At 62.4% G+C, this 25,188-nt stretch carries 18 protein-coding genes and 2 pseudogenes; 4 read left to right on the forward strand and 16 right to left on the reverse strand.

The window, feature by feature from the left end; all coding sequences use genetic code 11:
• On the reverse strand, nt 1-3,722 hold a 3,722-nt coding region (locus ACU0DV_RS23650; RefSeq protein ID WP_446269825.1), incomplete at its 3' end, for a beta strand repeat-containing protein.
• Nucleotides 3,723-4,259: 537 nt separating this feature from the next.
• Between ACU0DV_RS23650 and ACU0DV_RS23655 the strand changes: the two are divergent.
• A pseudogene (locus tag ACU0DV_RS23655) lies at nt 4,260-4,938 on the forward strand (IS6 family transposase).
• 123 nt (nt 4,939-5,061) lie between these two features.
• Here ACU0DV_RS23655 and ACU0DV_RS23660 read toward each other — a convergent pair.
• The 6 genes from ACU0DV_RS23660 to ACU0DV_RS23685 form a co-directional block, all read right to left on the reverse strand.
• Nucleotides 5,062-5,223, reverse strand: a complete 162-nt coding sequence (locus tag ACU0DV_RS23660; RefSeq protein ID WP_446269826.1) for a hypothetical protein — start codon at nt 5,221-5,223, stop codon at nt 5,062-5,064.
• On the reverse strand, nt 5,220-6,053 hold the full coding sequence (locus tag ACU0DV_RS23665) for a shikimate dehydrogenase family protein (RefSeq protein WP_446269827.1): 834 nt from the start codon (nt 6,051-6,053) through the stop codon (nt 5,220-5,222). The genes ACU0DV_RS23660 and ACU0DV_RS23665 overlap by 4 nt, the downstream gene beginning before the upstream one ends.
• Nucleotides 6,054-6,055: 2 nt before the next feature.
• The gene (locus ACU0DV_RS23670) at nt 6,056-7,558 is read right to left on the reverse strand and encodes a tripartite tricarboxylate transporter permease (protein WP_283983763.1); all 1,503 of its coding nucleotides are present in this window, start codon (nt 7,556-7,558) and stop codon (nt 6,056-6,058) included.
• The gene (locus tag ACU0DV_RS23675; RefSeq protein ID WP_446269828.1) at nt 7,555-8,127 is read right to left on the reverse strand and encodes a tripartite tricarboxylate transporter TctB family protein; all 573 of its coding nucleotides are present in this window, start codon (nt 8,125-8,127) and stop codon (nt 7,555-7,557) included. The genes ACU0DV_RS23670 and ACU0DV_RS23675 overlap by 4 nt, the downstream gene beginning before the upstream one ends.
• Nucleotides 8,128-8,231: 104 nt before the next feature.
• Nucleotides 8,232-9,233 (reverse strand): tripartite tricarboxylate transporter substrate binding protein, encoded by a 1,002-nt coding sequence (locus tag ACU0DV_RS23680; RefSeq protein ID WP_100931243.1) that lies wholly within the window; start codon nt 9,231-9,233, stop codon nt 8,232-8,234.
• 130 nt (nt 9,234-9,363) lie between these two features.
• On the reverse strand, nt 9,364-10,299 hold the full coding sequence (locus ACU0DV_RS23685; RefSeq protein ID WP_446269975.1) for a LysR family transcriptional regulator: 936 nt from the start codon (nt 10,297-10,299) through the stop codon (nt 9,364-9,366).
• Between ACU0DV_RS23685 and ACU0DV_RS23690 the strand changes: the two genes are divergently transcribed.
• A complete protein-coding gene (locus tag ACU0DV_RS23690; RefSeq protein WP_446269829.1) occupies nt 10,250-12,097 on the forward strand; it encodes an FAD-dependent oxidoreductase in 1,848 nt (615 codons plus the stop codon). The genes ACU0DV_RS23685 and ACU0DV_RS23690 overlap by 50 nt on opposite strands.
• Before the next feature lie 2 nt (nt 12,098-12,099).
• Nucleotides 12,100-12,909, forward strand: a complete 810-nt coding sequence (locus ACU0DV_RS23695; protein ID WP_446269830.1) for a sugar phosphate isomerase/epimerase family protein — start codon at nt 12,100-12,102, stop codon at nt 12,907-12,909.
• Nucleotides 12,910-13,491: 582 nt separating this feature from the next.
• On the opposite strand, the gene ACU0DV_RS23700 is transcribed toward ACU0DV_RS23695, so the two are convergent.
• The 9 genes from ACU0DV_RS23700 to ACU0DV_RS23740 all read right to left on the reverse strand — a co-directional run bounded on the left by ACU0DV_RS23700 (nt 13,492) and on the right by ACU0DV_RS23740 (nt 24,605).
• Nucleotides 13,492-14,895 (reverse strand): hypothetical protein, encoded by a 1,404-nt coding sequence (locus ACU0DV_RS23700; protein WP_446269831.1) that lies wholly within the window; start codon nt 14,893-14,895, stop codon nt 13,492-13,494.
• Nucleotides 14,892-16,562, reverse strand: coding sequence for a tannase/feruloyl esterase family alpha/beta hydrolase (locus ACU0DV_RS23705; protein ID WP_446269832.1), 1,671 nt, complete (start codon nt 16,560-16,562; stop codon nt 14,892-14,894). Before ACU0DV_RS23705 ends, ACU0DV_RS23700 begins: the two co-directional genes overlap by 4 nt.
• 84 nt (nt 16,563-16,646) lie before the next feature.
• Nucleotides 16,647-18,140 carry an aldehyde dehydrogenase family protein gene (locus tag ACU0DV_RS23710; RefSeq protein WP_446269833.1) on the reverse strand — a complete coding sequence of 498 codons (1,494 nt, stop codon included), beginning with the start codon at nt 18,138-18,140 and terminating at the stop codon, nt 16,647-16,649.
• Between the two features lie 22 nt (nt 18,141-18,162).
• Nucleotides 18,163-19,794, reverse strand: a complete 1,632-nt coding sequence (locus ACU0DV_RS23715; RefSeq protein WP_446269834.1) for a GMC family oxidoreductase — start codon at nt 19,792-19,794, stop codon at nt 18,163-18,165.
• 37 nt (nt 19,795-19,831) lie between these two features.
• Entirely contained in the window at nt 19,832-20,533 is a 702-nt protein-coding gene (locus ACU0DV_RS23720; RefSeq protein WP_446269976.1) for an ABC transporter ATP-binding protein, read from the reverse strand.
• A gap of 2 nt (nt 20,534-20,535) precedes the next feature.
• The gene (locus tag ACU0DV_RS23725) at nt 20,536-21,279 is read right to left on the reverse strand and encodes an ABC transporter ATP-binding protein (RefSeq protein WP_446269835.1); all 744 of its coding nucleotides are present in this window, start codon (nt 21,277-21,279) and stop codon (nt 20,536-20,538) included.
• Nucleotides 21,267-22,226 (reverse strand): branched-chain amino acid ABC transporter permease, encoded by a 960-nt coding sequence (locus ACU0DV_RS23730; protein WP_254698473.1) that lies wholly within the window; start codon nt 22,224-22,226, stop codon nt 21,267-21,269. The genes ACU0DV_RS23725 and ACU0DV_RS23730 overlap by 13 nt, the downstream gene beginning before the upstream one ends.
• Nucleotides 22,227-22,312: 86 nt before the next feature.
• Nucleotides 22,313-23,200, reverse strand: coding sequence for a branched-chain amino acid ABC transporter permease (locus ACU0DV_RS23735; protein ID WP_446269836.1), 888 nt, complete (start codon nt 23,198-23,200; stop codon nt 22,313-22,315).
• 112 nt (nt 23,201-23,312) lie between these two features.
• Entirely contained in the window at nt 23,313-24,605 is a 1,293-nt protein-coding gene (locus tag ACU0DV_RS23740; RefSeq protein ID WP_446269837.1) for an ABC transporter substrate-binding protein, read from the reverse strand.
• Nucleotides 24,606-24,814: 209 nt separating this feature from the next.
• Between ACU0DV_RS23740 and ACU0DV_RS23745 the strand changes: the two are divergent.
• Nucleotides 24,815-25,050: pseudogene (locus ACU0DV_RS23745) on the forward strand (transposase); the annotation flags it as partial.
• Nucleotides 25,051-25,188: the final 138 nt, after the last annotated feature.

Here is a 25,188-nt window from a genome sequence, read left to right on the forward strand (position 1 = left end):
CCGTCAAGCGTCCCCGCACTGGTCACCGTCCCCGCCGACGAGTTCAGCGTGTTGAAACCCAGAGTCGCGCCAGCGCCCACCTGGATCGCACTGCCCGAACTCGAACTGTTCGTCAGCGTTTCAATCCCGTTCAGCGTGCCGTTCGCCTGCACGTCGATCGTGCCGGTGCCCTGGTTGGTCAGGTTGTCGTCGCCCGCGCCGTCGTTGTTGGCCATGCTGACGGCACCCGCGCCGCCGCCCGCGACGGTGATCGCACCGTCGTTGGTGATCGTGCCGACGTTGTCCTCGTCGTCGTCCGCGTTGAAGCGGATGCCGGTCGCGCCGGTGTTGAACGTCACCGTGCCGGTTGCACCGATGTCGATGCTGCCGGCGTCGTCCAGCGTGTCGCCATCGTTGTAGACCGCCGCGCCGTTGATCGTCGTGGTGTTCGACGTCCCGGCCATGGCGACGCCGCCCGCACCGCTCGTCGTGAAGGTCGCGCCGTTCTGGACGGTCAGCGAGCCGTAGGACAGGTCTCCGGTAACGGTCATCGTGTTGGGGGACTGTACGGTCAGATCGTCATTGAAGGTGCCCTCAACGTCGCTGTCGCCGGCGAAGACCACGTTGCCGCTGATCGTACCGTTGGCGACGACGGCCCCGCCGTCGACCAGAAGGCCGCCCGCCGCGTCGAAGGCCTGGTTCGCGTTGACCGTCAGCGTGCCGTTGGTGTTCACCGTCGTCAGCCCGGTGACCGAGGCCACGGCGCTGTTCACGATGGTGTTGCCACCGTTCAGGGTCAGCGCACCCGCAATCGTGCCGTCGAGGTTCAGCGTCCCGGTGTTGGTCAGGCCGTTGGTCGCCGTGACGGTCACTCCCGATCCGACGGTCATCGTTCCCGCGTTGCTCGACGCGTTGTCGAGCGTGTGCGTGCCGGTGCCCGCGTAGATGATCGTGCCCGCGGTGTTCACCAGCGTGCCGATCCGGGAATCGGAGTTGATCGTGGTGACGGAGTTCGCGTTGTTCTGCGTGAACGTCCCGGTGATCCGGTCCGTCCCGGTGCCGTTGCCGATGGTATTGGTCGTCTGGCCGCTGGTGATGTCCACGTCGCCTGTGATGGTGCCGTTCATCGTCAGCGTGCCGGCGCCCGAGATGTCCACGCTTCCAGACGCCGTGAAGTTGGCGCCATCGTTCACCGTCAGATTACCGCCGGAGATCGTGCTGGTGTGGATGACCGAGGAGGATCCCGTGACGGTCGTCTGACCTGCGGTCTGGTTAATCCCGGCGACGAGCTCTGCACCCGACAGGTTCAGGCTGCCCGAGGTGTTGATCGCCAGTTGGGTGCCGTCATTGCCGAAAACCGCCGCCACGTTCAGCGTGCCGGTGTTGGTGACGTCCGCGCCGATGCTGGTGGTGCCGTTGATGTTCAGCGTCCCGCCGTTGGTCACCGTGCCGAACTGGGCGAATCCGGTCGTTCCCGTCGCGGTCGTCGTGACCGTGCCGGACTGGTTATCAAGCGTGACGATCTGGTAATTCCGGTTCAGCTCGACCGTCGCGTCGGCATTGGTGACAATGACTTCCGAAGTGAAGCCGAAGTTCGTGCCGTTTCCGAAGTTGTGGGTGACGGTCGAAGTGCCGCCCACGTTGATTGTCCCGTTCACGTTGCCCGCGACGTCCAGAACGGCAGTGCCTTCCGCGGTGATCCCGCCCGTCGCCGTCAGGCCCGAGCCGGCATTGACCGTAAACGTCCCCCCCGACAGGGTCGATGCATTGGTGATCGTGGTATTGCCGCCCACCACGGTCGCACCGCCGCTCTGGGTTAGCGTGCCCACCGTGCCGCCGTTCAGGGCGAAGTCGCCGGTGTTCTGCGTCATCGTGCCGATGCTGCCGCCGCTCAGCGTGACGTCCGGTGTCCCGTCGGTGACGGCGTTGTTCACGACCGCCGCGACGTCACCGCTGGTCACGACAAGCGCGCCGCTGCTGACGGTGGTGGTGCCGCCTAGTTCCGTGCCGCCTCCGGTCGTGCCGGCGACGGTCAGCGTGCCGCCGTTCACCGTGTTGGTGGTGGAGGCCAGCGATCCGGTCACGGTCAGGTTGCCGTTGGTGACGGTCGTTGCCCCGGTATAGGTGTTCGCCCCGGACAGCGTCAGGTCGGCCGTTGCGCCGTTCACGGTCAGCCCGCCGCCACCCGACATCACACCCGAGAAGGTCGTCGGTGCCACGGTGCCCGTGCCCGCGACGGTCAGGGTCTGACCGCCGGCAAGGGTCACGTTGCCGGCGCCGGACAGCGCGCCGATGGTCTCGCTGTTCACGACCTCCAATGTCCCGCTGGCGGCATTCACCAGCCCGGTGTCGGCAATCGCGCTCCCACCCGACGCGGTCAGGATACCGCCGCCGGTGATGTTCGTGGCGCCGGTGTAGGTGTTCGTGCCCGACAGGACCACGGTGCCCGCGCCGCTGTGAGTTACGGAACCGGAGTTGCCGCCGTTGCCGGTATCGTCGGCGATGTTGTCACTTACGGTGAGCGTCTCGCCCGTGCCGGGGGCCAGCGTCACGCCCGCGTTCTGCAGGAAAAGGCCGGAACCCGCCGCGCTGCCGTTGCCGGCGCCGTTCTGGCCCGAACCGCCGGTGACGGAACCGCCGCTGAGGCCCGTCGTGCCGGTGAAGGTCAGGGTTGCGCCGTCCTGGACAAAGACCGCGCCGCCAAAACCCGCGCCGCCGCCGCCGCCCGAGTTGCCGGAGCCGTTTCCGCCTCCGAAACCGCTGGCACCGCCGCCGATGAAGACGCTGCCGCCGCCGCCGCCGCCAAAACCTCCGTTGCCAGCAGTAGTTAAACCGCCGCCGCCGCCGCCGCCGAAGCCGCCAGCACCGCCGTTGCCGAAGTCGCCGCCGCCGCCGCCGCCGCCGCCATAACCGCCGGAACCGCCCACGTCGCCACCACCACCGCCGGCACCGCCGCCTGTGTAGTCCCCACCGCCAGATCCGTTGGCGTTGACACCGCCTGCGCCACCGTTCGGGCCGCCGCCGTTACCGCCAGTGTTGCCGGAACCGTTCGTGCCGTCTTCGAAGGCACCACCGCCGCCACCGCCACCATTATCATTGAAACTGTTGAAGTTTGTGATACCCCCGTCTCCGCCAAGGCCGCCGCCGCCGCCGCTGCCCCCGTCGTCGGGACCGAATGTGCCGCCGTCACCGCCGATCGCGTCGTTGTTCGAAAAGCTCACGTTGGACACCGTCACGGTCGGCGCGGTATCGCCGCGCACGTACAGCGCGCCGCCTGCCCCCATGCCGCCGCCGCCCGCGCCGTTGTCGGTGCCGTCGTCACCGTTGCCGCCGTCACCGCCCTGGGCGAGGCCGTCGGCCAGCGTGCCGTTCTCGATCGTGGCGGTGCCCGAACCGACAAAGAAGATGCGTGCAACGTTGTTGCCCGACAGCGTGTTGCCGCCAAGGTCGATGGTCACGCCGTCCGCGTCTTCGAGCGTCGGCAGGAAGGTGGTCAGCGTGATGTTGTTGGACAGCGTGATGGTGTCCGCCTCGGCATTGGCGTTGGCGCTGTTGATCGCCGCCGCCAGCTCGCCCTCGTTGGTGACCGCGAAGGTCGCCGCCTCGGCGCCGCCCCCGATCACCAGCGTCGCGCCGGTGGCCAGAACAAAGACCAGTTCCGTCGCGCGGCCCAGCTTGCAGTGACGTGCCAGCGAACGCTGACGGATGCCGATCTGACGGTGCGAGGGAATGAAATCAAACATGGGGGCAACTTTCTTCTGGGGCGCTGCGGGCGTGCGCTGGCAAAGGGACATGCCGGTCTTGCGGGCGCGGTGCGACCACAAACGGCGTTTCTGTCGGACAGGACTGGAGGAAAACAGGGACCGGGCGGCACCTCTGTGGCGCCGCATTCAGAGACCCGCGGAATCCGGTGCGGCGGGCGCACCGGCGGGGCGGGTATGTTTCGGTCATCGGGCTTCGCAATTTTTGTTCGCCAGCCTGCCCAAAAGGTGAATAATTCATCTGTTGGTATGCGATGACGCCCCGGCACCTGTCAAAAATTTTCGGGACCGGCGTTCAGGGCGCGAATACTCCCGGCGCCAATGTTGCCGATCCGACACGCTACGGTTTTACCCTGCGGAATTGGTATATTCTGGTTGGCCTGGTGGCCCGCCCCCTGCCCCCTCGGCGCCTTTCCCGGCGGGACGCGGGCCGGGTTCTGTCGGAAACTTTGGTTCTTGACCGATGTGTACTGGAGGACTGCCGGTCCGTGGGGTCGGGCGCTGTTCGGAGGGAGTAAGATGATCTCGTCAAAAGGCGCTCGGTTTCCGAAGGAAGTCGTCCTCTTCGCGGTCTTCGTCTGCGTTCGCTACTCGGTTTCATAAAGGGATGCGGAGGAGATGATGGGCGAGCGCGGCGTCCAGGTTGACCATGCGACTCTCAATCACTTGGTGGTCAAATACCCCCACTGATTGCCGCCAATGCGCGTCTCCGGAAGGATCCAACTGATCGTTCTTGGCGCATGGATGAAACCTGTGTCCGGGTGAAAGGCACGTGGGTTTACCTCTACCGGGCCGTCGACAAGCTCGGGAAAACCCTGGACTTCTCGCCGCCGAAACGGCGCAACAAAATGGCTGCGACCAAGTTCTTTGCTCGGGCGCTGGAAGTAAACGGTCTGCCCCGCAAGATCTTCATCGACCGCTGTGGGACCAACCCGGCCGGGATCAAGGCAGTGAACCGACTGCTACGTAGCTTTGGATGCCCGATCCTGATCGAAATGGTCCGGACCAAGTATCTGAACACTATGGTTGAGCAGGATCAGCGCACCATCAAATACCGCATTGGACCGATGCTGGGGTTCGGGTCTTTCGTCTCCGCATCGGCAACGCTCGAAGGAACTAAGCCGCCAACGTGATCCACGAGGGCGAGATGACGCCCGGCTTCTGCCCGTTTACGCGATTTACGGCACTGGCGGCCTGACAGAAGAAGATCGGGGCGCTTCTCCCGGTTGCCCAGAAGTTTGCGACGGAACCAGGCGCGACGCCGCAAATCACCGGTTAGTCCTTAGAAGTCGCGGAAGGACTGGAACAACGTGATCTCAAGTCAGTGGTCGCGGATCATTGCTCCGATGTCGCGGGCCCTGCCCACATCGGCCATAGAGTCTTTTTCAAAGATCTCGATACCGTCGAACCCTGCCTTGGCGGTGGCGGCCAGTTTACCGCGTAGCGTGCCAGTCATGGAAAACGTGGCGATTGACGCTTTCATTGCGCGGCTTCCAGCGCTTGTCGCAAAGCGATCCGATCCAATGGTTTGCCGCCAGAGAAATGCTCCCAAGCATGGACGCCTTGCCAGAAGAACAGTTCGTAGCCGGAAATGATGTCCAGACCTTGTGCGGTGGCGTCCTTCAGGAATTGCGTATCGACCGGCGTGTAGACCGCGTCAAAGGCCCAGTCTGCCCCTTGCATCGCATCCGCGGCCAGCGGCGTGCCGTCATAGCCGACCATGCCGACGGGTGTGCCGTTCAGCAAGCCCTGCGCCCCCCGGGCAGCTTCGGTCGCATCTGCAAAGGCGGCAATGCGGGTGTCACCGGCAACCGCACGCAGATCGTCCGCCAGCGCCTCGGCCTTGGCCATATCACGGTCCACCAGCCGGATTTCCGTGGCTTTCAACGTGACCAACCCAAAGGCCAGCGCCCGCCCGACCCCACCGGTGCCGATCAGGCAGCTGATGCCGGGGACGTCGATCCGTGTCGCGCGATAGGCCGCCACGAAACCGGTATAGTCGGTGTTGAACCCTTTCGGTCCATCAGCATCGAAAAGCACCGTGTTGACCGCCCCGATGGCACGCACCAACGGGTCATCGACCGTCACCTTGGCCGCGGCGCGTTCCTTGTAGGGGTACGTGACGTTGATCCCGCGAAACCCGTGGCCGGGGCACTGATCAAACACGGCGTCGAACTCTTGCCCCAGATCACGCGGGATCAGACGGTCATATTGCACGGTCATACCGCTCTGCTCACCAGCCAGCCGGTGCAGCAAGGGCGAGCGCGACCGAGCGATATTGTCGCCGATCAGGCCCAGATGCAGGTCGGGCATGGTCATGCCTCCTTGAACAGCTTGGATTTGCCCCAACGCCAGACAGGGGTCTGAGAGACGAATACGAGGATCACGGCCACCAACAACGTCAGGCTCAGCGGGCTGGTGACGATCCCCCAGAAGAAGCGGCCCAGTTCCTCGCGTTCGGAGATGATCGCGCGGCGCCAGTTGTCATCCAGAAGGCGTGACAGGATCACCCCAAGGATCACTGGCCCCAACGGATAGCCGTAATGCCGCATGAAGTAGCCGAACACGCCAAAGCCGAGCATCCAGTAGACATCGGTGATCGCGTTGTTCACGGCAAATGCGCCGACGATCGACAGCAGCATGATCAGCGGGATAAGCACAGAGCGCGGCATCTCGACGATCTTGGTGAACAGCTTGATGCCCGTTAGACCAAAAATCAGCATGAAAACGTTGGCCATGACCAGGCAACCGACGATGAACCAGAACATATCCGGTTGCTCTATCATCAGCATCGGGCCGGGGTTCAGCCCGTGAATGAACAGCGCACCGATCATGATCGCGGTCACCGCGTCACCGGGAATCCCCAGCGTCATCATCGGAATGAACGCCCCACCCACGGCGGCGTTGTTGGCGGTTTCAGGGGCAACCAGACCCTCCATCGCGCCTTTGCCAAAAGGTACTTCGGGGTTTTTCGTGACCCGTTTAGCGTGATCATAGGCCATGAGCGCGGCAATATCCCCACCAGTTCCGGGCAGAGCGCCAATGATGACGCCAATCGACGAGGTTTGCAGCGACAACGGCAGGTGTTTCTTCACCGTCGCCAGCGACGGCACGATACGGCTGATCTTTTGCCGCACGGCGTCCTTGTCGACGTGGTGCAGTTGCAGCAGCGCCTCGGACACGCCGAACATGCCGATCATCACCGCGATGAAGGAAATGCCGCCGTTCAGGAGGTTCAGGTCAAAGGTGAAACGCTCGGTAAAGGTCAGCGGATCGCGCCCAACGGCACCGATGGCAATGCCAAGCGCCCCGGCAAAGATGCCCTTGAGCAAGGACCCCTGCGACAGCGACCCCACCAGCAGGATGCCCAGAATGGCCAGTAGCATGTAGTCGCGCGGCTGGAACTTCAGCGCGAAATCCGACACGAAGGGCGCGGCCAGTGCCAGCACGCCGATGCCGATGAACCCGCCGATAAAGCTCATGACCGTGGTCACACCAATCGCCGTACCCGCCTCGCCGCGCTGCGCCATCGGATAGCCGTCCAGCGCCGTGGCAATGGCAGAGGGCGCGCCGGGGATGTTCAGCAGGATCGCCGTGCGCGAGCCGCCATAGACCCCACCCATATAGATGCCGATCATCAGCGAGATCGCCGGGTAGACATCCCAGGAAAAGGTGAACGAGATGAGGATCGACACCGCCATCGTCACCGACAGGCCAGGGATCGCACCGACATAGACCCCGGCAAAGGTGCCCAGGCCCACCAGCAGCAACAGTTGCGGCTGGGTGAAGACAAGGAAGAAATCCATGAGCGCGGTCATTCGGCACCTCCTGCGAACAGCGTGCGGAAGAATTGGACAAGCTCGGCCTCGGGGACGATGCCGGCCGGCATAAGAACGGAAAACACGATGCGGAAGATCAGCCAGATCACCACCAGCGCAGCCAGCGCGATGGAGCTGGTCCAAAGCCACGACCGCCGCCCCAGCACCTTGATCGCGACGATCAGGAAGGCAGCCGAGACCGGCAGGAAGCCGACGGTCTTCAGTGCCATCCCATACGCCACCAGCAGCCCCGCGAACAGGATCACCGTCCACGGCAGGATGTCTTTCATCACCGTTTCCGTGCGGTCCAGCGGCAGGCGCGCGGTCTTCAGGAGCACCAGCGCGCCGCTGATCCCCATGACCACGGTCGTCGCCAGCGGGATGGATCGCGGCGAGGACAGTCCGTTGGGGCCAAAGGAATTCTCGATCCCCCAGGCGTCCCAAACCAGATACAGGCTGGCCACCGTCAGAAAGACGGCAAAGAGCAATTCTCCGGGGCGCCGCTTGTCAGGCTCGCCGCCGGGCGTGGCATCGGATGTGCCGTCGTGATGTTCCGGATCGATCTGCATGGGGCCCTCCTCCCGTTGCGTGCTTCTATGAAAAAGGGTGCCGCACCCCATTGGGCGGCACCCCGTTTGTGCCTCGGGCCACAGGCCCGACAGGGAATGTCAAATCACTCGCCGGGGCGCGCGATGCCGAACTCTTCGGGCGATGCCTTGGTCATGCCTGCGTCTTGAAGCAGCCACGCGGTGCCCTGCTGCCACTTGGACAGGAACGCTTCGGCTTCGGCGCCGGAGATGTTCATCAGGGTAAAGCCACGACCTTCCATCAAGGCTACGAAATCTTCGTTCTGCGCGGCCTGTGCATAAGCGTCGGTCAGCTTGGCGACCACCTCGTCCGGCGTGCCTTTCTTGGCGAACACGCCAAAGAACGGACCCCAAGGGAGGTAGGTGTTGTAGCCTGCGTTCACCTCGGCCACGACCTCGACATCGGGCAGGTTCTCGTTCTTGGCCACGTCGACCACGCCGAGCGCCTTCATGTTGCCGGCCTTCACGCCTTCGATGGCGGCGCCCAGAACTGCGGGCATCACGTCGATCGCACCGCCCTGCAGGCCGGTCAACGCCGGACCGTCACCGTCGTAGGGGACAAAGATCACGTCCAGATCACCCTCGACCGCCTCGACCATTGCGGTCACGACCGACGGCAGACCGCCCGGGCCAGTAGAGCCGAAACGGACCTCGCCCGGATGGTCCTTCACATAGGCGATCATCTCGGAATAGGTGTTGAAAGGCGCGTCGTTGTTGGCCACCAGCAGCGGGGTGCCGCGTGCGAGGATGTTGATCGGCGTGAATTCCGAGTAATCCTTGTCGCCCAGACCCATGATTTTATACAGCATCGGGTTCTCGGCGCCCATCAGAACGGTGTAGCCATCCGCAGCTGCATCGGCGACGTAATTCAGGGCAATCGCGCCCACCGCGCCGGTCATGTTCTGCATGACCACAGTGCCGCCGAGAACCTCTTCGGCATGGGGCGTAACCGAGCGCATCACCGTGTCGGTCGATCCACCGGCCCCCCACTGGATGATGCCCTGGATTTCCTTTTCGGGGTATTCGGCAATAGCCATGCCAGTGGTAAGTGCAAGCGCCGCAGCGGCGCCCATCAGAATGCGCTTCATGGTATCCTCCCTAAGCGTCTCCATGTCTCCCACTGCCGGGATCCTCCCGACCAGGAGACGATGGCAGGCAATCTGCCCGATTCTGTATTTTAACGTCAAATACCCAAACTTCACTGATCATAACATCAGGTTAATCCATGGGATCAGCCTTGCGCACACCGCGCAACGATGGACCATCCTCGATCGCCTTGGACAGTTCACGGCGGAACTGCGCGATGGCATACTCGGCAAAGCCCGACAGCACGCGCCCTTTTTTGCGCACCACATAGATGCCGACCTGCGTCACCTCTTTCAGCGGGCGGCGGATGACACCGGGCATGTAGACTTCGGCCACAGAGAATTCGTCGATTACCGCAACCCCCAGCCCGTGCCGGACAAAGCTGACCAGCGTCTGGGCAAAGCGCCCGCGCATCGCATGCTGCACCGCCAGCCCCTCCTGTTCGAAGGGCCGCGCAAGAAGACGGCCGTAAGGATCTGCGGGTTCCAACCCGATGACCGGGTGCTGCGCCAGGTCATGCACGGAAACCTCGGCCTGGGCCGCCAAGGCATGACCTTCAGGCATGATCGCCACCAACCGTCCTTCGGCGATCTTGTCATTCTCCACAGCGGCGTTGACCACGGACGAGCTCATGATGACGAACTCTCCACGCTCCAGCAGAAGGTAGTCCAGAGTCTCTTCGATCTTGAGGATGTTGAGGTCGATGAACAGGTCGGCGTAGCGTGCCCGCACCTGTTTCATGACGCGCGCAGCGATGAACTGCGCCACCGATGGGGCCGAGGCGCAGGATAGCCGCACCTCTTCCCCCTTCTGCAGCGCGCCAACCGCCTGCTGCAGGTTCTCGACTCCCTTGTAGACCTCGCGCAATTGGTCAAAGACTTTCGAAGCCTCGATCGAGGGGATGAACAGGCCGGACTTGCGCTCGAAAAGCCGAATGCCAAGGCTTTCCTCGGTGTGCTTGACCAAGCGGCTTATGCCGGGGGCCGAGACATTCAGCATCTGCGCGGCACCGTTGATCGTGCCGGTCATCATCACGGCCCGAACGACCTCGATCTGCCGCAATGTCATTTCCGTCATGCGTGCCTCCCGCGCGATTAACATGACGTTACTCATTACGAATAACAAGCATTTGACGTTACCCGCCCACCCCGCGAGTTTGCGTGTAGCAAAGGGGGGGGGGATCGGCATGGACATGGACTGCGACCTGTTGGTGATAGGCTCGGGCGCGGCGGGTCTGGCAGCGGCTGTAACAGCGGCGCATCACGGGCTGCGCGTCATAGTGGCAGAGAAATCCGCAACGGTGGGCGGCACGACGGCGTGGTCCGGCGGCTGGATCTGGGCGCCGTGCAACCCGGTCGCGCATCGCAACGGCGTCGTCGAAGACCCGTCAGAGCCGCGCCGCTATCTCGAAGCCGTCCTGGGCAACGCGTTCAATGCCGAATTGGTCGATGCCTTTCTGGCCGCCGCGCCGGAAATGGTCGGTTTCTTCGAAGACAATACCGCGCTGGCCTTCGATTGCGGGGCAAAGATCCCAGATACCTACAGCCACTTGCCCGGCGCGGGCATGGGTGGCCGCTCGGTTATCGCGCAACCCTATGACGCGCGCGATCTGGGAGACGCGGTGCAGCTGCTGCGCAAACCGATGAAGGAAACGACCTTCTGGGGCATGACGATTCAGGCCGGGCCGGACCTGCGCGCCTTCATGACGGCAACGCGGTCGGTCGGGTCGGCGCTGCATGTGGCACGGCGTTTGTCGCGGCATGTGTTGGAACTGGCGCGGTTCGGTCGCGGGATGCAGGTGCGCAACGGCAATGCCCTTGTCGCGCGCCTGCTGCGCTCGGCACTGGATCAAGGCGTAACGATCCTGCCCGGGCATCCGGCGACCGGTTTGATCAGCCTAGACGGGCGCATCAAAGGCGCGACCCTGACAGGCCCGGATGGTGCTGTTCAGGTCACCGCAAGCAAGGGCGTCGTGCTGGCGGCGGGCGGCTTTCCGCATGACCTCAGGCGTCGTGCGGCCCAGTTTCCGTGGCCCGAGAACCACCTGTCCCTTGCCCTGCCCCACGCCACGGGCGACGGGCTGCGACTGGGCGAAAGCGCGGGCGCGCAGCAGAACACCACTTTGGTCAGCCCCGGCGCATGGTGCCCGGTGTCGCGCGTGCCCTCTGCCAATGGCTCGACTGGGGTCTTCCCGCATATCATCGACCGCGGCAAGCCGGGCGTGATCGGCGTGCTGGCCAGCGGGCGGCGCTTCACCAACGAAGGCCTGGGCTATCACGACTATGTCCGCGACATGCTGGACTCGGTCCCCGACGGTACGCCCGCCGAAAGCTGGCTGATCTGCGATCACCGGTTCATCCGCCGCTATGGTCTGGGCATCGTGCGACCCGCTCCGGTGCCGCTGTCGCCTTGGCTCAGGAACGGCTACCTGACCCGAGGCGAGACACCAAAGGCGCTGGCGCAGGCCTGCGGCATCGATCCGGCCGGGTTGGTCGAGACACTGACGACCTACAACGCAGGCGCACGTCTGGGCGAAGACCCTGCCTTTGGGCGCGGCACGACCCCCTATATGCGCCTGCAGGGCGATCCTGACGTCACGCCGAACCCCTGCATTGCACCCATCGAAACCGGCCCGTTCTACGCGGTCAAGGTGGTGCCGGGCAGCTTTGGCACCTTTGCGGGATTGAAGACGGATGGACATGCAAGGGTTCTGGACGACAACGGCGCGCCGATCCCCGGCCTTTACGCGGCGGGCACCGACATGGCTTCTGTCATGGGTGGGTACTATCCGGCGGGCGGCATTAACCTTGGACCGGCCCTGACTTTTGGGTTCATCGCTGGTCGACACGCAGCGAAAGGCGTCTGAACATGCGTTTTCTGTCCCTGGCCCACCTTTCGGCCATCGATCTCGATCCACCGGCCCTGATCCGCGCCGCCGCCGATGGCGGTTTCGACGCGGTTGGGCTGCGCCTTTTGCAGGTGACACCGACATCACCAGGTTATCCACTTTGGGAAGATGCGCACCTGCTGCGCGAAACACGGGCGGCGCTGCGCGAGACCGGCGTAACGGTTCATGATATCGAGTTCGTGCGCATTACGCCGGACACGGATGTCGACGCCCTGCTGCAGTTCCTCGACATCGGGGCCGAACTGGGCGCGCGGGAAGTCATCACCGCGCCCTATGATCCTGACCATGCACGCATGGCCGAGAACCTCGGTCGTTTGTCGGACGCCGCGAGCCAGCGAGGTCTGGGTATCGTGCTTGAGTTCTTCCCTTGGACCGATATCCGTACGGTAGATGACGCGCTCCGCCTCGCAACGCAAGCCGGGCCAAGTGTCGGCGTCCTGCCCGACAGCCTGCACTTCGACCGCTCTGGTTCCTCGCTCGACACCCTTGCCGCGCTGCCGCCCGAACGCTTGCGCTTTGCCCATCTGTGCGACGCGCCCGTCCTGCCAGCCTACAATGAAACCATTCTGTTGTACGCAGCGCGCGAGGAACGTTTGCTGCCCGGAAAAGGTCAAATCGACCTCGCCGCCTATCTCCAGGCGTTGCCGGCTGGGCTGCCTTTGGGGATCGAAGTGCCCAGGACAAAAAACTTCCAATCCATCGGCGGCGCCAAACTGATCAAGGAAACCGGTGAGTCAGTCAGATCATTCCTCAAATCGTTGATGACATAGAACTGCGGCAGCCCCGAACCGATAATCGAACCGCAGATCATGGCCGTAAATGCGGGAACCCGGCGGGTTGGTTCTCCGGGCCCGAGGAGACCCCGTTCGTTAGAACGGGAAATCGTCGTCACGGTCGACCAACTCGGGGTTTTCGTTCTCGGCCGACTTCGGACGGCTCAGGAAGGCGACCTTCCCGGCGATGATCGCGCAGAACGCCGCCTAGCGCCTTCGCCGTGCGAACGGTGCATGCGTTTCCAGAGACGGACAGCAGATACCTGGTCAGTCAGACGCAATACACAATCGCCCAATTTCTACCTTAAGATACACGCCGAGCGCATGCCGAAAAAGCTGAAGGTCAACGCTAGGTCAAGGCCCGGGCCGATGACGGCAATGTCGATAGACTCGATGTATTCCATGGTGAGAATCCTTGTACTTGTTGTCAGTTTATTTGCATGTACACAAATCTATTCTGTGATGGATAAAAGCGAAAAAATCAGAAATTATTTTGAAATCAAAATATTAGTGGGTAGATTTCGGCCTTGTCCTTTCGGTCCCGTCTCGGGGTTTGCGCGCGTGGTTCGTCCCTCCGCCTCAAATCCTCGGCGACGCCAGAAGCCACAGGCCAAGCGAGGTGTAGAACACCATGAAGACCGCGAGAGGGATTTGCGACAGGACGGCTTTGCGCGGCGTTTCGTGGGTCTCAAGCGCAATCCCATGCGCCATCAGAACCGCCACGATATGACCGAGCGTGATGACGATGGTCTGGAAGGCCCAGAGCGTATGCACCCCGGCTTCGGTGTTGAACATCGACTGGGTGACATGGCTGTCCGCCGTGCCGAACAGATCCCAGCCGCGCCCCAGCGGATCGGAGATCACGACCCAAAGATATTGCGCATCCATGATCAGCCGCGTCGCGAAATGCGACATCATATAGGCTACGTAAATCGGCAAGAGTGTGTAGGCGAAGCGCCCGATCAGCGTGCGCAGCGGCACATCGGTCCGGGCAATGCGCTCTCCCAGCCAGAGGGCGAAACTGAACACGGTCGCCAGCAGACAGACCCCAACGATCAAGCCCAGCGTGTTCGGTCCGATCACGGTGGACCGGCCATGGAAATCGAGCGGGTTCACACCCAGAAATCCAAGCCATTTGAAGGTCGAAACCACCCCGTCGAACGTCCCGGCCGCCAGCATCAGAATGATGAACCCGGCGGCAGAGAGGCTCAGCACCGGACGCATCAGCGCCGCCGCCCCCGGCAGAACCAGACGCCAGCCATCGGAGGAATGCACGAAGGGCGAGACCACGGACAGGGCGTGATAGAGGACATGAAGCGGCTCCGCCCGACGCGTCCAATCGGCCATGCCGAAAAGGACCATTCCAAGCCCATTCAACCCGAGAAACCAGATCAAATGCTCGAACAAAGCCTCGTGATCGGTCGCATGGATCGAGATCAGATCGACCCAGATCAGGTAGAACATCTGAGCGATGGCAATGCCGTAGCCGAGCTGCACGGGCAATTTGAGCACCGGCTTGTGCCCTAGCCCCAGCACGGTCAGAATGCCGGTCCATGGGTTCAGCCAGGGCCAGAGATTGCCAAAGATCGCTGCCACCGCCGACATTACGATCCAGCCCAGTGTCCAGACCCCGAGCGTGATCGGATTGGTCAGCGGATCGTCCTTGCCCGCAAGCCCAGCATAGAGCAGGAACAGCGTGAACAGGAAGGACAGGCAGGACACGATGACCTGCCCATTGCCCGGCCGCACATCAACGGTCTGATCTGCCTCGCGTTTGTAAGAGCTGTGAAAACGCTCGGCGGGCACCACGGCCAGAATGAGAAAGCTCGCGAGCACCGCCAGAGACGCGCCGAGGATGTAGATCTCCGTCGGCATCAACAGGATGAAGCCCCCCGCCGCCTCATGCGCAAGAGCCGCGAAGGGCCAAGTTGCGGCGGCCAAAGCAACAAGGCATGCCGCCATGACGCGCCGCATCTCGGTCATTGTGTGGGTTCTCCTCCGGTCAGCAGGCCCGCAGAGATCCCGACGCTTCCGATTCCCAGAGGGGCGTTCTGGCAGCTCCAGCTCTCCGCGAGATTGACGTCGCCCGTCCCGTCGTAAACGGCGCGCGCCGGATAGGCGCAGAGCGGCATCGCGCGCGTCTCAACACCTTCGTCATCGAATTTCCGTGCCGTGAGCATGTCGGGCGCGCGCCCCTCTTCGACCCAAGCCTCCATTGCGGCCAGCGTGTTGAAGGTGTCCGGTCCCGCGCCGCCGCGGCAGTGCCCCATTCCCGGGACCATAAACAGACGCGCCTTTTCGGACAGCGCCTCTTCGCTGCCTTCGCGACGGATCAGATCATCGACGAAACGCGTGGTGCGGAAGGGCGAAAGCGCGTGATCCCCCCAACCGTGATAGAGGATCATCTTCTTGCCGCTGTCGAGGAACGCCTGAGTGGCCGTCAGGTCCGATCCATTGCCTGCCTCGGTCATTGCAACGAACTCATCAACGACCGCGCGCGGCACGGTTCCATCGGGCGAAATGCCCAGCTCCCGCACATTGTATGTCGGGTCCTGTTTCACCAGATACTGGACGATATGATCCGAGAAAGACCACTCGATCGGCGCCGGGTCGAACCCGTCATTGCCCCAGGGCTCGGCCGCGTTCACATCCAGCGCCGGTTCTTTTCCGCCCTGAAACAACGAGAACCCGCTATCAAATAGCACCGGAGCGTATCCCGGATAAACAAGTTGCCCGTCATCGGTGTGCAACGCCGTGAAATAGGCGCGCAAGGCCTTGGCCTGTGCGCCCGTCAGACAGCTGTCGTCTTCGGCCCCAGTACATACGAGCGTCTCGGGTTCGAAGGAGCAGGCCGCCGGGTCCTGTATCAGGCCGTCCGTGACACCGTCCACCGCATCGCAGGAGGCGAGCACCGCCGCCTCGATCGCTGGCAATTTGGCCGGCAGGAGTTGCGCATCCGGGCTCAGCAACTGGTTGATCTGGAAATGCTGGATCTTGAGCATGGACGATATGTCCATGAAGGGCGCACCGGAGATAACCCCGTCGAAATCGTCCGGGTAGCGCGTCGCCGCAACCTGCGCCATACGCCCACCCGTCGAACAGCCCGTAAGATAGGAATGATCCGGTGCGCGGCCATAGGCCGCTTCGGCCATGGCCTTGGCCGTTTCGGTGATCACATGGCTGGCGCGATAGTAGTAATCTGCCACGGCCGCCTCGTTGGGCGTTCCGTCCGAATTGAGGGCGAACCGGGCATCGACGCTGCTTTCGGCGACATGGCCGAGATCCGTCATTGCGGTGACATAGCCCGTGTCATTGGCGTATTCGACATCGACGGCGTTGGCGGAAGCACGGACCCGGCCCGCAAGACCGCCATTTCCGAACAAGGCAAACCGCCCGTTCCAGTCGTCCGGCAAACGAATTTCAAACCGGGCCTCCCCATCGGGCGCGGTGTCGTCGGAGGTGACGGCAGTGCCCGAGACGAGACAAGCCGGCGCACCGCTCTCGGCGGGTGCGGCAGCAGTGACCGTCACGCCCGGCAGGCCGAGACCGCGGGCGCTCTCAAGGGTACAGTCAAATGCGGTGGCCGCACTTGCGAGGAAGACTGGAGACACGGCAAGACCGCCGCGCAAGAGTAATCTCATGCGTTTCATTGGGATTTTCCTTAACTTTCGAGAGGTTGAACGGGCGGTTGGCCCCTGCGACGAGAAACGTGCCGCAAGACACCAGCCCCCAACTTAAAGGGCGGCGCAGACCGCCTTCACTTCGGTGAAGGTCTTGATCGCTTCAGAGCCTTCCTCACGGCCCCAGCCGGATTGCTTGTAACCGCCGAACGGCAGCGCCGGATCGTAGAAGTTGTGCTGGTTGATCCAGACAGAGCCCGCCTTGACCTTTTTCGCCAACTTGTGCGCCGCCGAGATGTCGCGGGTCCAGATCGAGGCCGCCAGACCGAAGATCGAGTCATTGGCCTTGGCGGCAACCGCGTCAAGGCTGTCGTTGTCATAGCCCTGCGCGGTCAGAACCGGCCCGAAGATTTCCTGACGCGACACGGACATATCGTCGGTGGTCCCTGCCAGGACCGTCGGTTCCATGAAGAAGCCGCTTTCACCTACACGACCCCCGCCACAAACCAGCTCTGCACCGGAGGCCTTGCCCTCGTCGAGATAGCCCATGACCTTTTGCAACTGACCCGAAGAAATCAGCGGCCCCATAGTGGTTTCCGGGTCGAGACCGTGACCGATCTTGAGCCCTTTCGAGGCTTCGGCGATGCCTTCGAGCACCTGATCGTGGATCGAGTTGTGGACGTAGAAACGCGTGCCAGCGGTACAGACCTGCCCCTGATGGAAAAAGATCGCCTGCGCCAGCCCCGGAATGGTTTTCTCCAGATCCGCGTCGGGCAGAACAATCATCGGGGACTTGCCGCCGAGTTCCAGCGTCACACGTTTCAAGTTGCCGGTGGCGGATTGCACGATCTTCTTGCCGGTCTCGACGGAGCCGGTGAAGGCCACCTTGTCCACACCCGGATGCTCGACCAGCGCCTGACCGGCGGCAGCGCCGTAACCGGTGACAACGTTGATCACACCCGGTGGGAAGCCGACTTCCTCGGCGATCTGCGCCAGACGCAAGGACGACAGCGGGGTCAGTTCCGACGGCTTGATGATCGCCGTGCAGCCCGTCGCCAAAAGCGGGGCGAGCTTGTAGGCGGTCAGCACCAGCGGGAAGTTCCACGGCGCGATGGCGGCGACGACGCCCACCGGCTCGCGCATGGTGTAGGCATGGAAATCGCCCGGCATGGAGACGCCAACGGTTTCGCCGGAGATCTTGGAGGCCCAGCCGGAATAGTAATGGTAGATCGTCGCAGAAAGGCCCACGTCGACATATTTGGCGTAGGTCACGGGCTTGCCGCAGTCGATCGCCTCGATTTCCGCCAGTTCATCGGCCAGCTCTTCGAGTTTCTCGGCGAACTTGGTGATCAGGCGGCCGCGCTGCATGCCGGTCATCTCGGCCCAGGGACCGGAATCGAACGCGGCGCGGGCGGCGGCAACCGCTTTGTCCACATCCGCAGAGCCCGCGGCGGCGGATTTAGCGATCACCCCGCCGGTTGCCGGGTCGACGATGTCGATGGTTTCCTCGGAGAGGGATTTGACCCATTCCCCGCCGATGTAGAGACCGTGCTTGGAAGAGATAAAGCTCTGCGCAGCTGAAGACAGTGCAGGCACTGGTGCGTTCATTTTGATTGTCCTTCAGTTCAGATCACGCCGAAGCTTCGGCGGTCAGGTTGTACGTCTCACGGATGAACCCGGCGGCGCGTTCCCCGATCACGGCAATCGGCGCCATGGTGTTGCCGGTGGTGATTTCCGGCATGATCGAGCCATCGGCGATGCGCAGGCCCTTGATGCCGTAGACGTTCAGGCGACCGTCCACGACAGACATCTCGTCCGTGCCCATTTTGCAGGTGCAGGTCTCGTGGAAATAGGTGCCTGCCGCGTCGCGCAGGAAGTTGGTCATCTCGTCCTTCGGGAGCGGACCGGGCATCAGTTCTTTCTTGCGATACGGCGCGCAGAACTCGGAATTGCCGATATCACGGCACATTTCGATACATTTCAGCATCGCGTCGATGTCGGTCTGGGTCGAAAGGAAGTTCGCTTCGATGATCGGCGCATCGCGCCAGTCTGCGGAGGCAAGCTTCACCTCGCCGCGGCTGTCCGGGCGCGCCAGACCCGGCGCCAGCGTCCAGGCTGTTTCGGGCGCAGACGGCAGGCCGTATTGCGGGCCGGTGACCTCGGAGCCGAAGGGGCATTCCTCCAACACCGGCATGAGATCCGGGGTCGGAAGGTCCGGGCGGCTCTTGGCGTAGAACACGAACTCGGCGGCGTTGTTACGCGGCGCTTCCGGCGTGATGTATTCCCAGCAGCAGCCCGCCAGAAGGATGTGATCCTGGAAGTTCTTGCCGACGCCCGGCAGGTGTTGTTTCACCGCGATCCCGTACTGTTTGAGCTGGGCTTCATCGCCGACACCGGAGAGCATCAGCGTCTTCGGAGTGTTGATCGCCCCCATCGACAGGATGATCTCCTTGTCGGCATTGACCGTGTACTGACGGCCCCGGCGCACAAAGCTTACACCTGTGGCCTTGCCGTCTTCGATCTCGACCTTTGTGGTCTCGGCGCAGAGCAGGACGTGCAGGTTCGGGCGGCCCATGTAGGGATGCAGATAGGTTGCGGCCATGGACACACGCTGGTTGCCGTCCTGCACCAGAACGTTCGGCAGGCCGCAGCCTCCCTCGCCTTCCATCGGCGCGGCGTTGATGTCATCGACAAAGGGGATGCCGATGGCTTCGGCGCCCTTGATCAGACCGGCAACGAGCGGGATCGGGTCTTCGGGCTGAAGGATGTTCAGAAGCCCACCCTTGCCGCGTCGTTTCTCGTCGGGCGTGCCCTGCCAGTCCTCGATCTTGCGATAGATCGCCAGCGTGTTCTCGTGGTTCCACGCCTCTTCGCCGGAAGCTGCCGCCCAGTTGTTGAAGTCGTTCATGTGACCACGCGCCCAGACCGAGCCGTTGATCGACGAGCCACCACCCAGCACCTTGCCCATCGGCAGGACCGGCGTGCGCCCGTTCACCGTGTCCGACGGCGCGGCCTTGTAGCCCCAGTCGCGCGAGGTGCCGATGTTCCACATCCATTGCGTGCTGTCGATCACCTGCGGCACCCGGTCGGAGCCGCCTGCTTCGAGCAGAAGAACCGACACGTTCGGGTCTTCGGCCAGACGACGGGCGACGACGCTGCCGGCGGTGCCGCCGCCACAGACGATGAAGTCATAGGACGCGCGGATGGACTCCGACATGATTTCGCGATCGGGCGAAAGATCGGTTGGGCTGTACTGGTTCATGCTGTGCTCCCGTTGGATTTGGTCTGAAGGGAACGGCTCAGCGGCCGACCCCGACGTATTGGTGCAGCAGTTCCGGTTTGGCCCGGACCTCTTCGATATCGAATTCCGCTTTGATTTCGCCGTGATCCATGAAGGCGACCCGGTTGGCGATGGAGAGCACCGCATCGACGCGTTGCTCCACCAGCAGGACCGCCACCCCTTCGTCGCGCAGTTTCACCACCGCGTCGCGAATGCCTGCGATAGCTGAAGGCATCAGCCCTTCGGTCGGCTCATCGAGCATGATCACCGACGGGTTGATGCACATGGCGCGCGCCATGGCGAGCATGGTCTGTTCCCCGCCCGACAAGGTGCCTGAGCGCTGATGCATCCGTTCCTTGAGCACCGGGAACAATTCGAGCGCATGATCAAGCGCGCTGATGTCGGTATTGCGTGTCATCAGCCCGATTTCGAGGTTTTCCCAGACCGTCAACTCGGTGAACAAACGTCGCCCCTGCGGCACATAGCCGATGCCCGCGCGCGGAATGTCCTTGGCCGGAAGCCCCGTGAGGTCCTTGCCGTCCAAGGTCAGCGTCCCCGACGCAGGGCGCACCGTGCCCATGATGGTCTTGAGCGCCGTGGTCTTGCCCGCGCCATTGCGGCCCAGAAGGCAAAGCACTTCGCCGCCCTTCAGATCGATTGTGAAATTGCGCAGTGCCTGGCTGCGGCCATAGAAGGCGTCAAAGCCTTTGACGGACATCATGCTCATGCCGGTTCTCCCAGATAGGCGGCCTGCACGGCTGCGTTGTCGACGATCTCGTCGGGCGTGCCCTCGGCCAGAAGCTGACCGCGTTCGAGCACGGTGATCCGGTCGGCCAGAGCCAGAACCACATCCATATTGTGCTCGATCAGGAGTACGGTGGCGGTCTCGTTTACCCGTTTCACCACCTCAATGAAGTTGGCGATCTCCGAGTCCGACAGACCCTGGGTCGGTTCATCGAGGATCAAAAGCTTCGGACGAAGCCCCAGACCCATCGCAACTTCCAGAAGTCGCTGGTGACCATAGGCCAGAATGCCCGCCGTCTCATTCAGACGATCGCCCAGCCCCACGGCCTCGGCCGCCTTGATGGCTTCGGCATTGATCTCCGCCTCGCTCGCGCCGCCGAACAGAGACGGTTTGAGCCGGTTTTGCACCGCGATCTCGATGTTCTCGAGCACGGTGAGGCTCGGGTAGATGTTGGTGATCTGGAACGTGTAAGCAATGCCGCGACGAACCCGTTTGTGTGCCGGAAGCGCGGTGACATCCTCGCCGTCGAAAAATACCTGACCGGCGGAGGGCGGGATACGCCCGGACAGAAGGCTGACGAAGGTCGATTTGCCTGCCCCGTTCGGCCCGATGATGGCGCGGATTTCGCCTTTGTTGAGTTTGAAGTCTACACCGTCTACCGCCTTGAGCGCATCGAAATGGCGCGACAGACCGCGGGTTTCGAGAAGGGTTACTTCAGCCACGGGATCCACCTTTCACGAATGGTGCCGAGAATACCTTTGGGGAACCACATGTTCACCATGATGAGGATCACCCCGATGATAATCAGATAGGCCGTGGTGATGCCGCTCAGACGGTCGATCAGCATGGTCATTACGCCGGTGCCCAGAAGCGGCCCCAAAAGCGTGCCCGGCCCGCCCACGAGGGTGAACAGAAGCGCCTCGATCGAGTAATGGAACCCAGCAAAAGCGGAGCCGATATAGCCGAACATCAGCCCGTAAAGCGCCCCCGCAAGGCCCGAGACCGTGCCTGAGAGGGTGAAGGCCGCAAGACGAACGCGGTAGGTGTCGAAACCCAGCATCTGCGTGCGAGGTTCATTTTCCTTCACCGCCGAGAACAGCCGCCCGAGGGGGCCCTGAGTGACGAAGAAGAAGAACAAGAGCACGGCGGAGAACATCACCAGCGACAGGTTGAAACGCACCGTGTCACTGGTCATGTCGAAACCGATCCCCAGCAGGGAAAAGGAACGTGCCGTTGTCGGCAGGGTCAGCCCCTGATCGCCGCCGGTGATCTTGGAGAAATAGAGCGTGGAGAGATAGGCGGCCTGTGCGAACATCAGCGTCACGATCATGAATGACACACCCTCGGTGCGGAGCGCCAGAAGCCCAATGACGAAGGAAAACACCAAGGACGCGGCCACGCCGATCAGAAAGGAGACCGGCAGGGAGGTGCCGAAATAATAGCTCGACAGACCGGCGGCGTAGAGGCCGAAGCCGAAGAACATCGCATGGCCGAGGCTCAAGAGGCCAGTGTAGCCCATGAGCATGTTATACCCCATGGCGAAGATCGACAGGATCAGGATGCGGGTCAGCGCCAGCACGAGATAATCGCTGAGCAGGAATTGCAGCGCAAAGAGCACGGCAATGGTGGCAAGGCACAGGATCAGAAGCCTGCTGTTATGGATAGTCATGAAAGAGGCTTTCCTTTGGCCTGCGGGAGCGGAGGTCTCGCCCGCCGCAGGTGAAGGTTTAGTGGGAATATCCGCGCTGTTCAGGCTCATGCCCGCGCTCCTTTGCCGCCGAACAGGCCCTGCGGCTTGAACACCAGCACGACGGCGACCAGAAGCGTCGAGACGATCTTGGCCAGCGTCGGAGAGAAGAAGACAGAGAGCAGACCGTCCGACAGGCCGATAAGCACGGCGGCCACGATGGTGCCCGGAATGGAGCCCAGCCCACCCACGATGACGACGACAAAGGACAACAGAAGCGGGTCGGTGCCCATCAGGTAATGCGCCTGCTGGTTCGGCACCACCAGCACCCCGCCGATGGCCGCGAGCATCGCGCCGATGGCGAAGACAATGGAATAGACCTTGTCGACCGGAATGCCGAAGTTCTGCGCGGTTTCCTTGTCGAACTGGGTCGCCCGCATGATCAGCCCGACCTTCGAGCGGCGCAACATGAACCAGAGCCCTGCCACAAGCGCGATGGCCACAACGATGATGAATAGCTTGTAGCTCGAATAGCCGAACCACGGAGTGCGGATGATGTGATAGAACGGTGCATCCACCGCGCGCGCGTCCGGCCCGTATGTCAGAAGCGCAAACTGCTGGATGATGTAGAGCATCCCGATGGTCGAGACGATTGTGCCCTCGGGGTTGTAATTGATCCGCTTCAGCACGGCCCAGTCGGCGAGCCAGGCCAGTAGCCCCACGAAAAGCGGCGCGACGATCAGACCGGCGACGAACCCGATGGCGGGCGGGCCGGGAATATAAGCGCCACAGAGCCAGGCGACGAGCGCGCCGACCATGAAGAATTCTCCATGGGCGACGTTGACGACCCGCATGACACCGAAAACGAGGGACAGGCCAAGCGCGGTCAACATCAGGACCGAGGCTTGCACCAGGCCCTCAAGCGTTGCGAGCAAGAGGTATGGAGCGATATCCATTGTGCGTACTCCCCGGGTTCGCGCCCGTCGTTTTCGACGTGGCCCGTCCGGCTTATTCAGGATGGCTGGGGGAACGAGGGCTGGGCAAAACCGGCCCTCGTTAGATTTGAGATCAGAACGACATCTGCGTGTAATCGACCTCGTCCGGGTAGAGCGTTTCCTCGATCGAGGTGCGGTAGACGACTTCGAGTTTGCCGTCCTTGACCTTGGAAATGTTCTGATGGCCAAAGGACTGGTGGGTCTTGCCGTTGAACATCTTGTCGCCCTGCGGGAACTCGTTGGATTCTTCGAAGCCTGCAATGCTTTCCATTGCCTCGAGGAAGTCGATCTTCTGCGCCTGGCTCTTGTAATCGGCCTTCTCCATCGCCGCCTTCATCGCAAACAGAGTCTCCCAGACGGAGAACATATGCGCATAGGTCGCGATGTCCTTCGGATCGTCCACCGAGGCGCCCTTGTCATCGACGCCGACCTTTTCGCGGAAGAACTTGTCGAACTCGGTCTGATTGGCCTGCGCGTAGCGCGGCATCGCCTCCCAGAAATAGGTGTCTTCGAGGAAGGCGAGCTGCGGGATGTCCATGTCCACGGCTTCGAGACTGTCGATGAACCCGAATATCTCCGGGCGCTTGCTGCCCAGATGCTCGCCCAGTTCTTTCACAAAGGTCAGAACCGCCGGGCCGACCATGACGTGATAGATCACATCGGTGTTGAACGGGATCTGCGGCATATAGCGGGTGAAAGAGGTCTCGCTCGGCGGAATGGCGATAGAGGCCACCACCTCACCGCCCTGCGCCTCGATGGCCGCCGTCATGTTGTCGCGGTGATCGTAGCCAAAGTTGAAATCCGGGTAGATCAGGGTGACTTTCTTGCCGAGATTGTTGGAAATCCACGGCGCCATGGAGCTCACCTGGCTTTTGACATCGGTGATCGAGGGCTGGAAGCAGTAGCGGTTGAACGCACCAGAGGCCAGCGTATGGGCTTCGGAGCACAGGAAATAAGGCATTTTCAGCTCGCCCGCGCGCGGTGCGGTGGCGGCGACCACATGGGAATAGAGATGGCCGAAAACCGCGTCCACCTTATGCTCGGTGGCGAATTTCTCCATCACCTCGACTCCGCGTTTCGGATCGGTGCCGTCATCCTCGATGATCATCTCGATGGGCATGCCGTTGATCCCGCCCTGCTCGTTGATGAGCTTGACCGCCGCGTTGGCGGTGCGTTCGTACCAGCGGCCGTAAGAGGCGCCGATGCCGGTGCGGTGGAATGGGGCCCCGAGCTTGATCACGTCGCCGGATTGCGCCGAGGCGCGGCCGAGGATGCCGGGGGCGGACAGCAAAAGCCCGGCGCCCGCAGCACCACGCAGCAACGTGCGGCGGGATAGGGAAGATGCCGGTGCAATCTTCTTGTTCATAGTGCGCTCCTGTTGTGTCTGTACAGTCGTTGGACCCGGTGAGCGGGTCTTTCATTATTGTTCGTACATCAACAATCAGAGCTACCTTCGATTCCTCAAAGCGAAACTGAGAAGAAGCCCGCGATATTTATTCATTCGATTAATATTTGCGCATCTTGTTTGGGTGCATGCAAACAATTCAAACAACTGAGATTAAGGTTAGGAAAAGCGTGAAGGCATCGAAGTTCACTGAGGGGCAGAAGGCGTTCATCCTGAAGCAGGGCGAGGAAGGCACGCCGATCGGGGCGATCTGCCGCAAGGGGGGATCAGCCAGGCGACCTGCTTCACCTGGAAGAAAAGATACGGCAGACTGCTGCCGGATGAGATGCGGCGGCTGAAGGCGCTCGAGGACGAGAACAGCCAGCTGAAGAAGATCGTCGCCGACCTGACACTAGACCGGGAAATGAACCGCGCCGGGTTTGCCGGAGGCTCCAACTCATGAGTAGGATGGAGCATCATGACAAAGACAACGAACAAGTATTCACCAGAAGTGCGCGAGCGCGCCGTGCGGATGGTAATGGATGGCACCGGGCAGCATGAAAGC

The organism is Sagittula sp., from assembly GCF_052825245.1.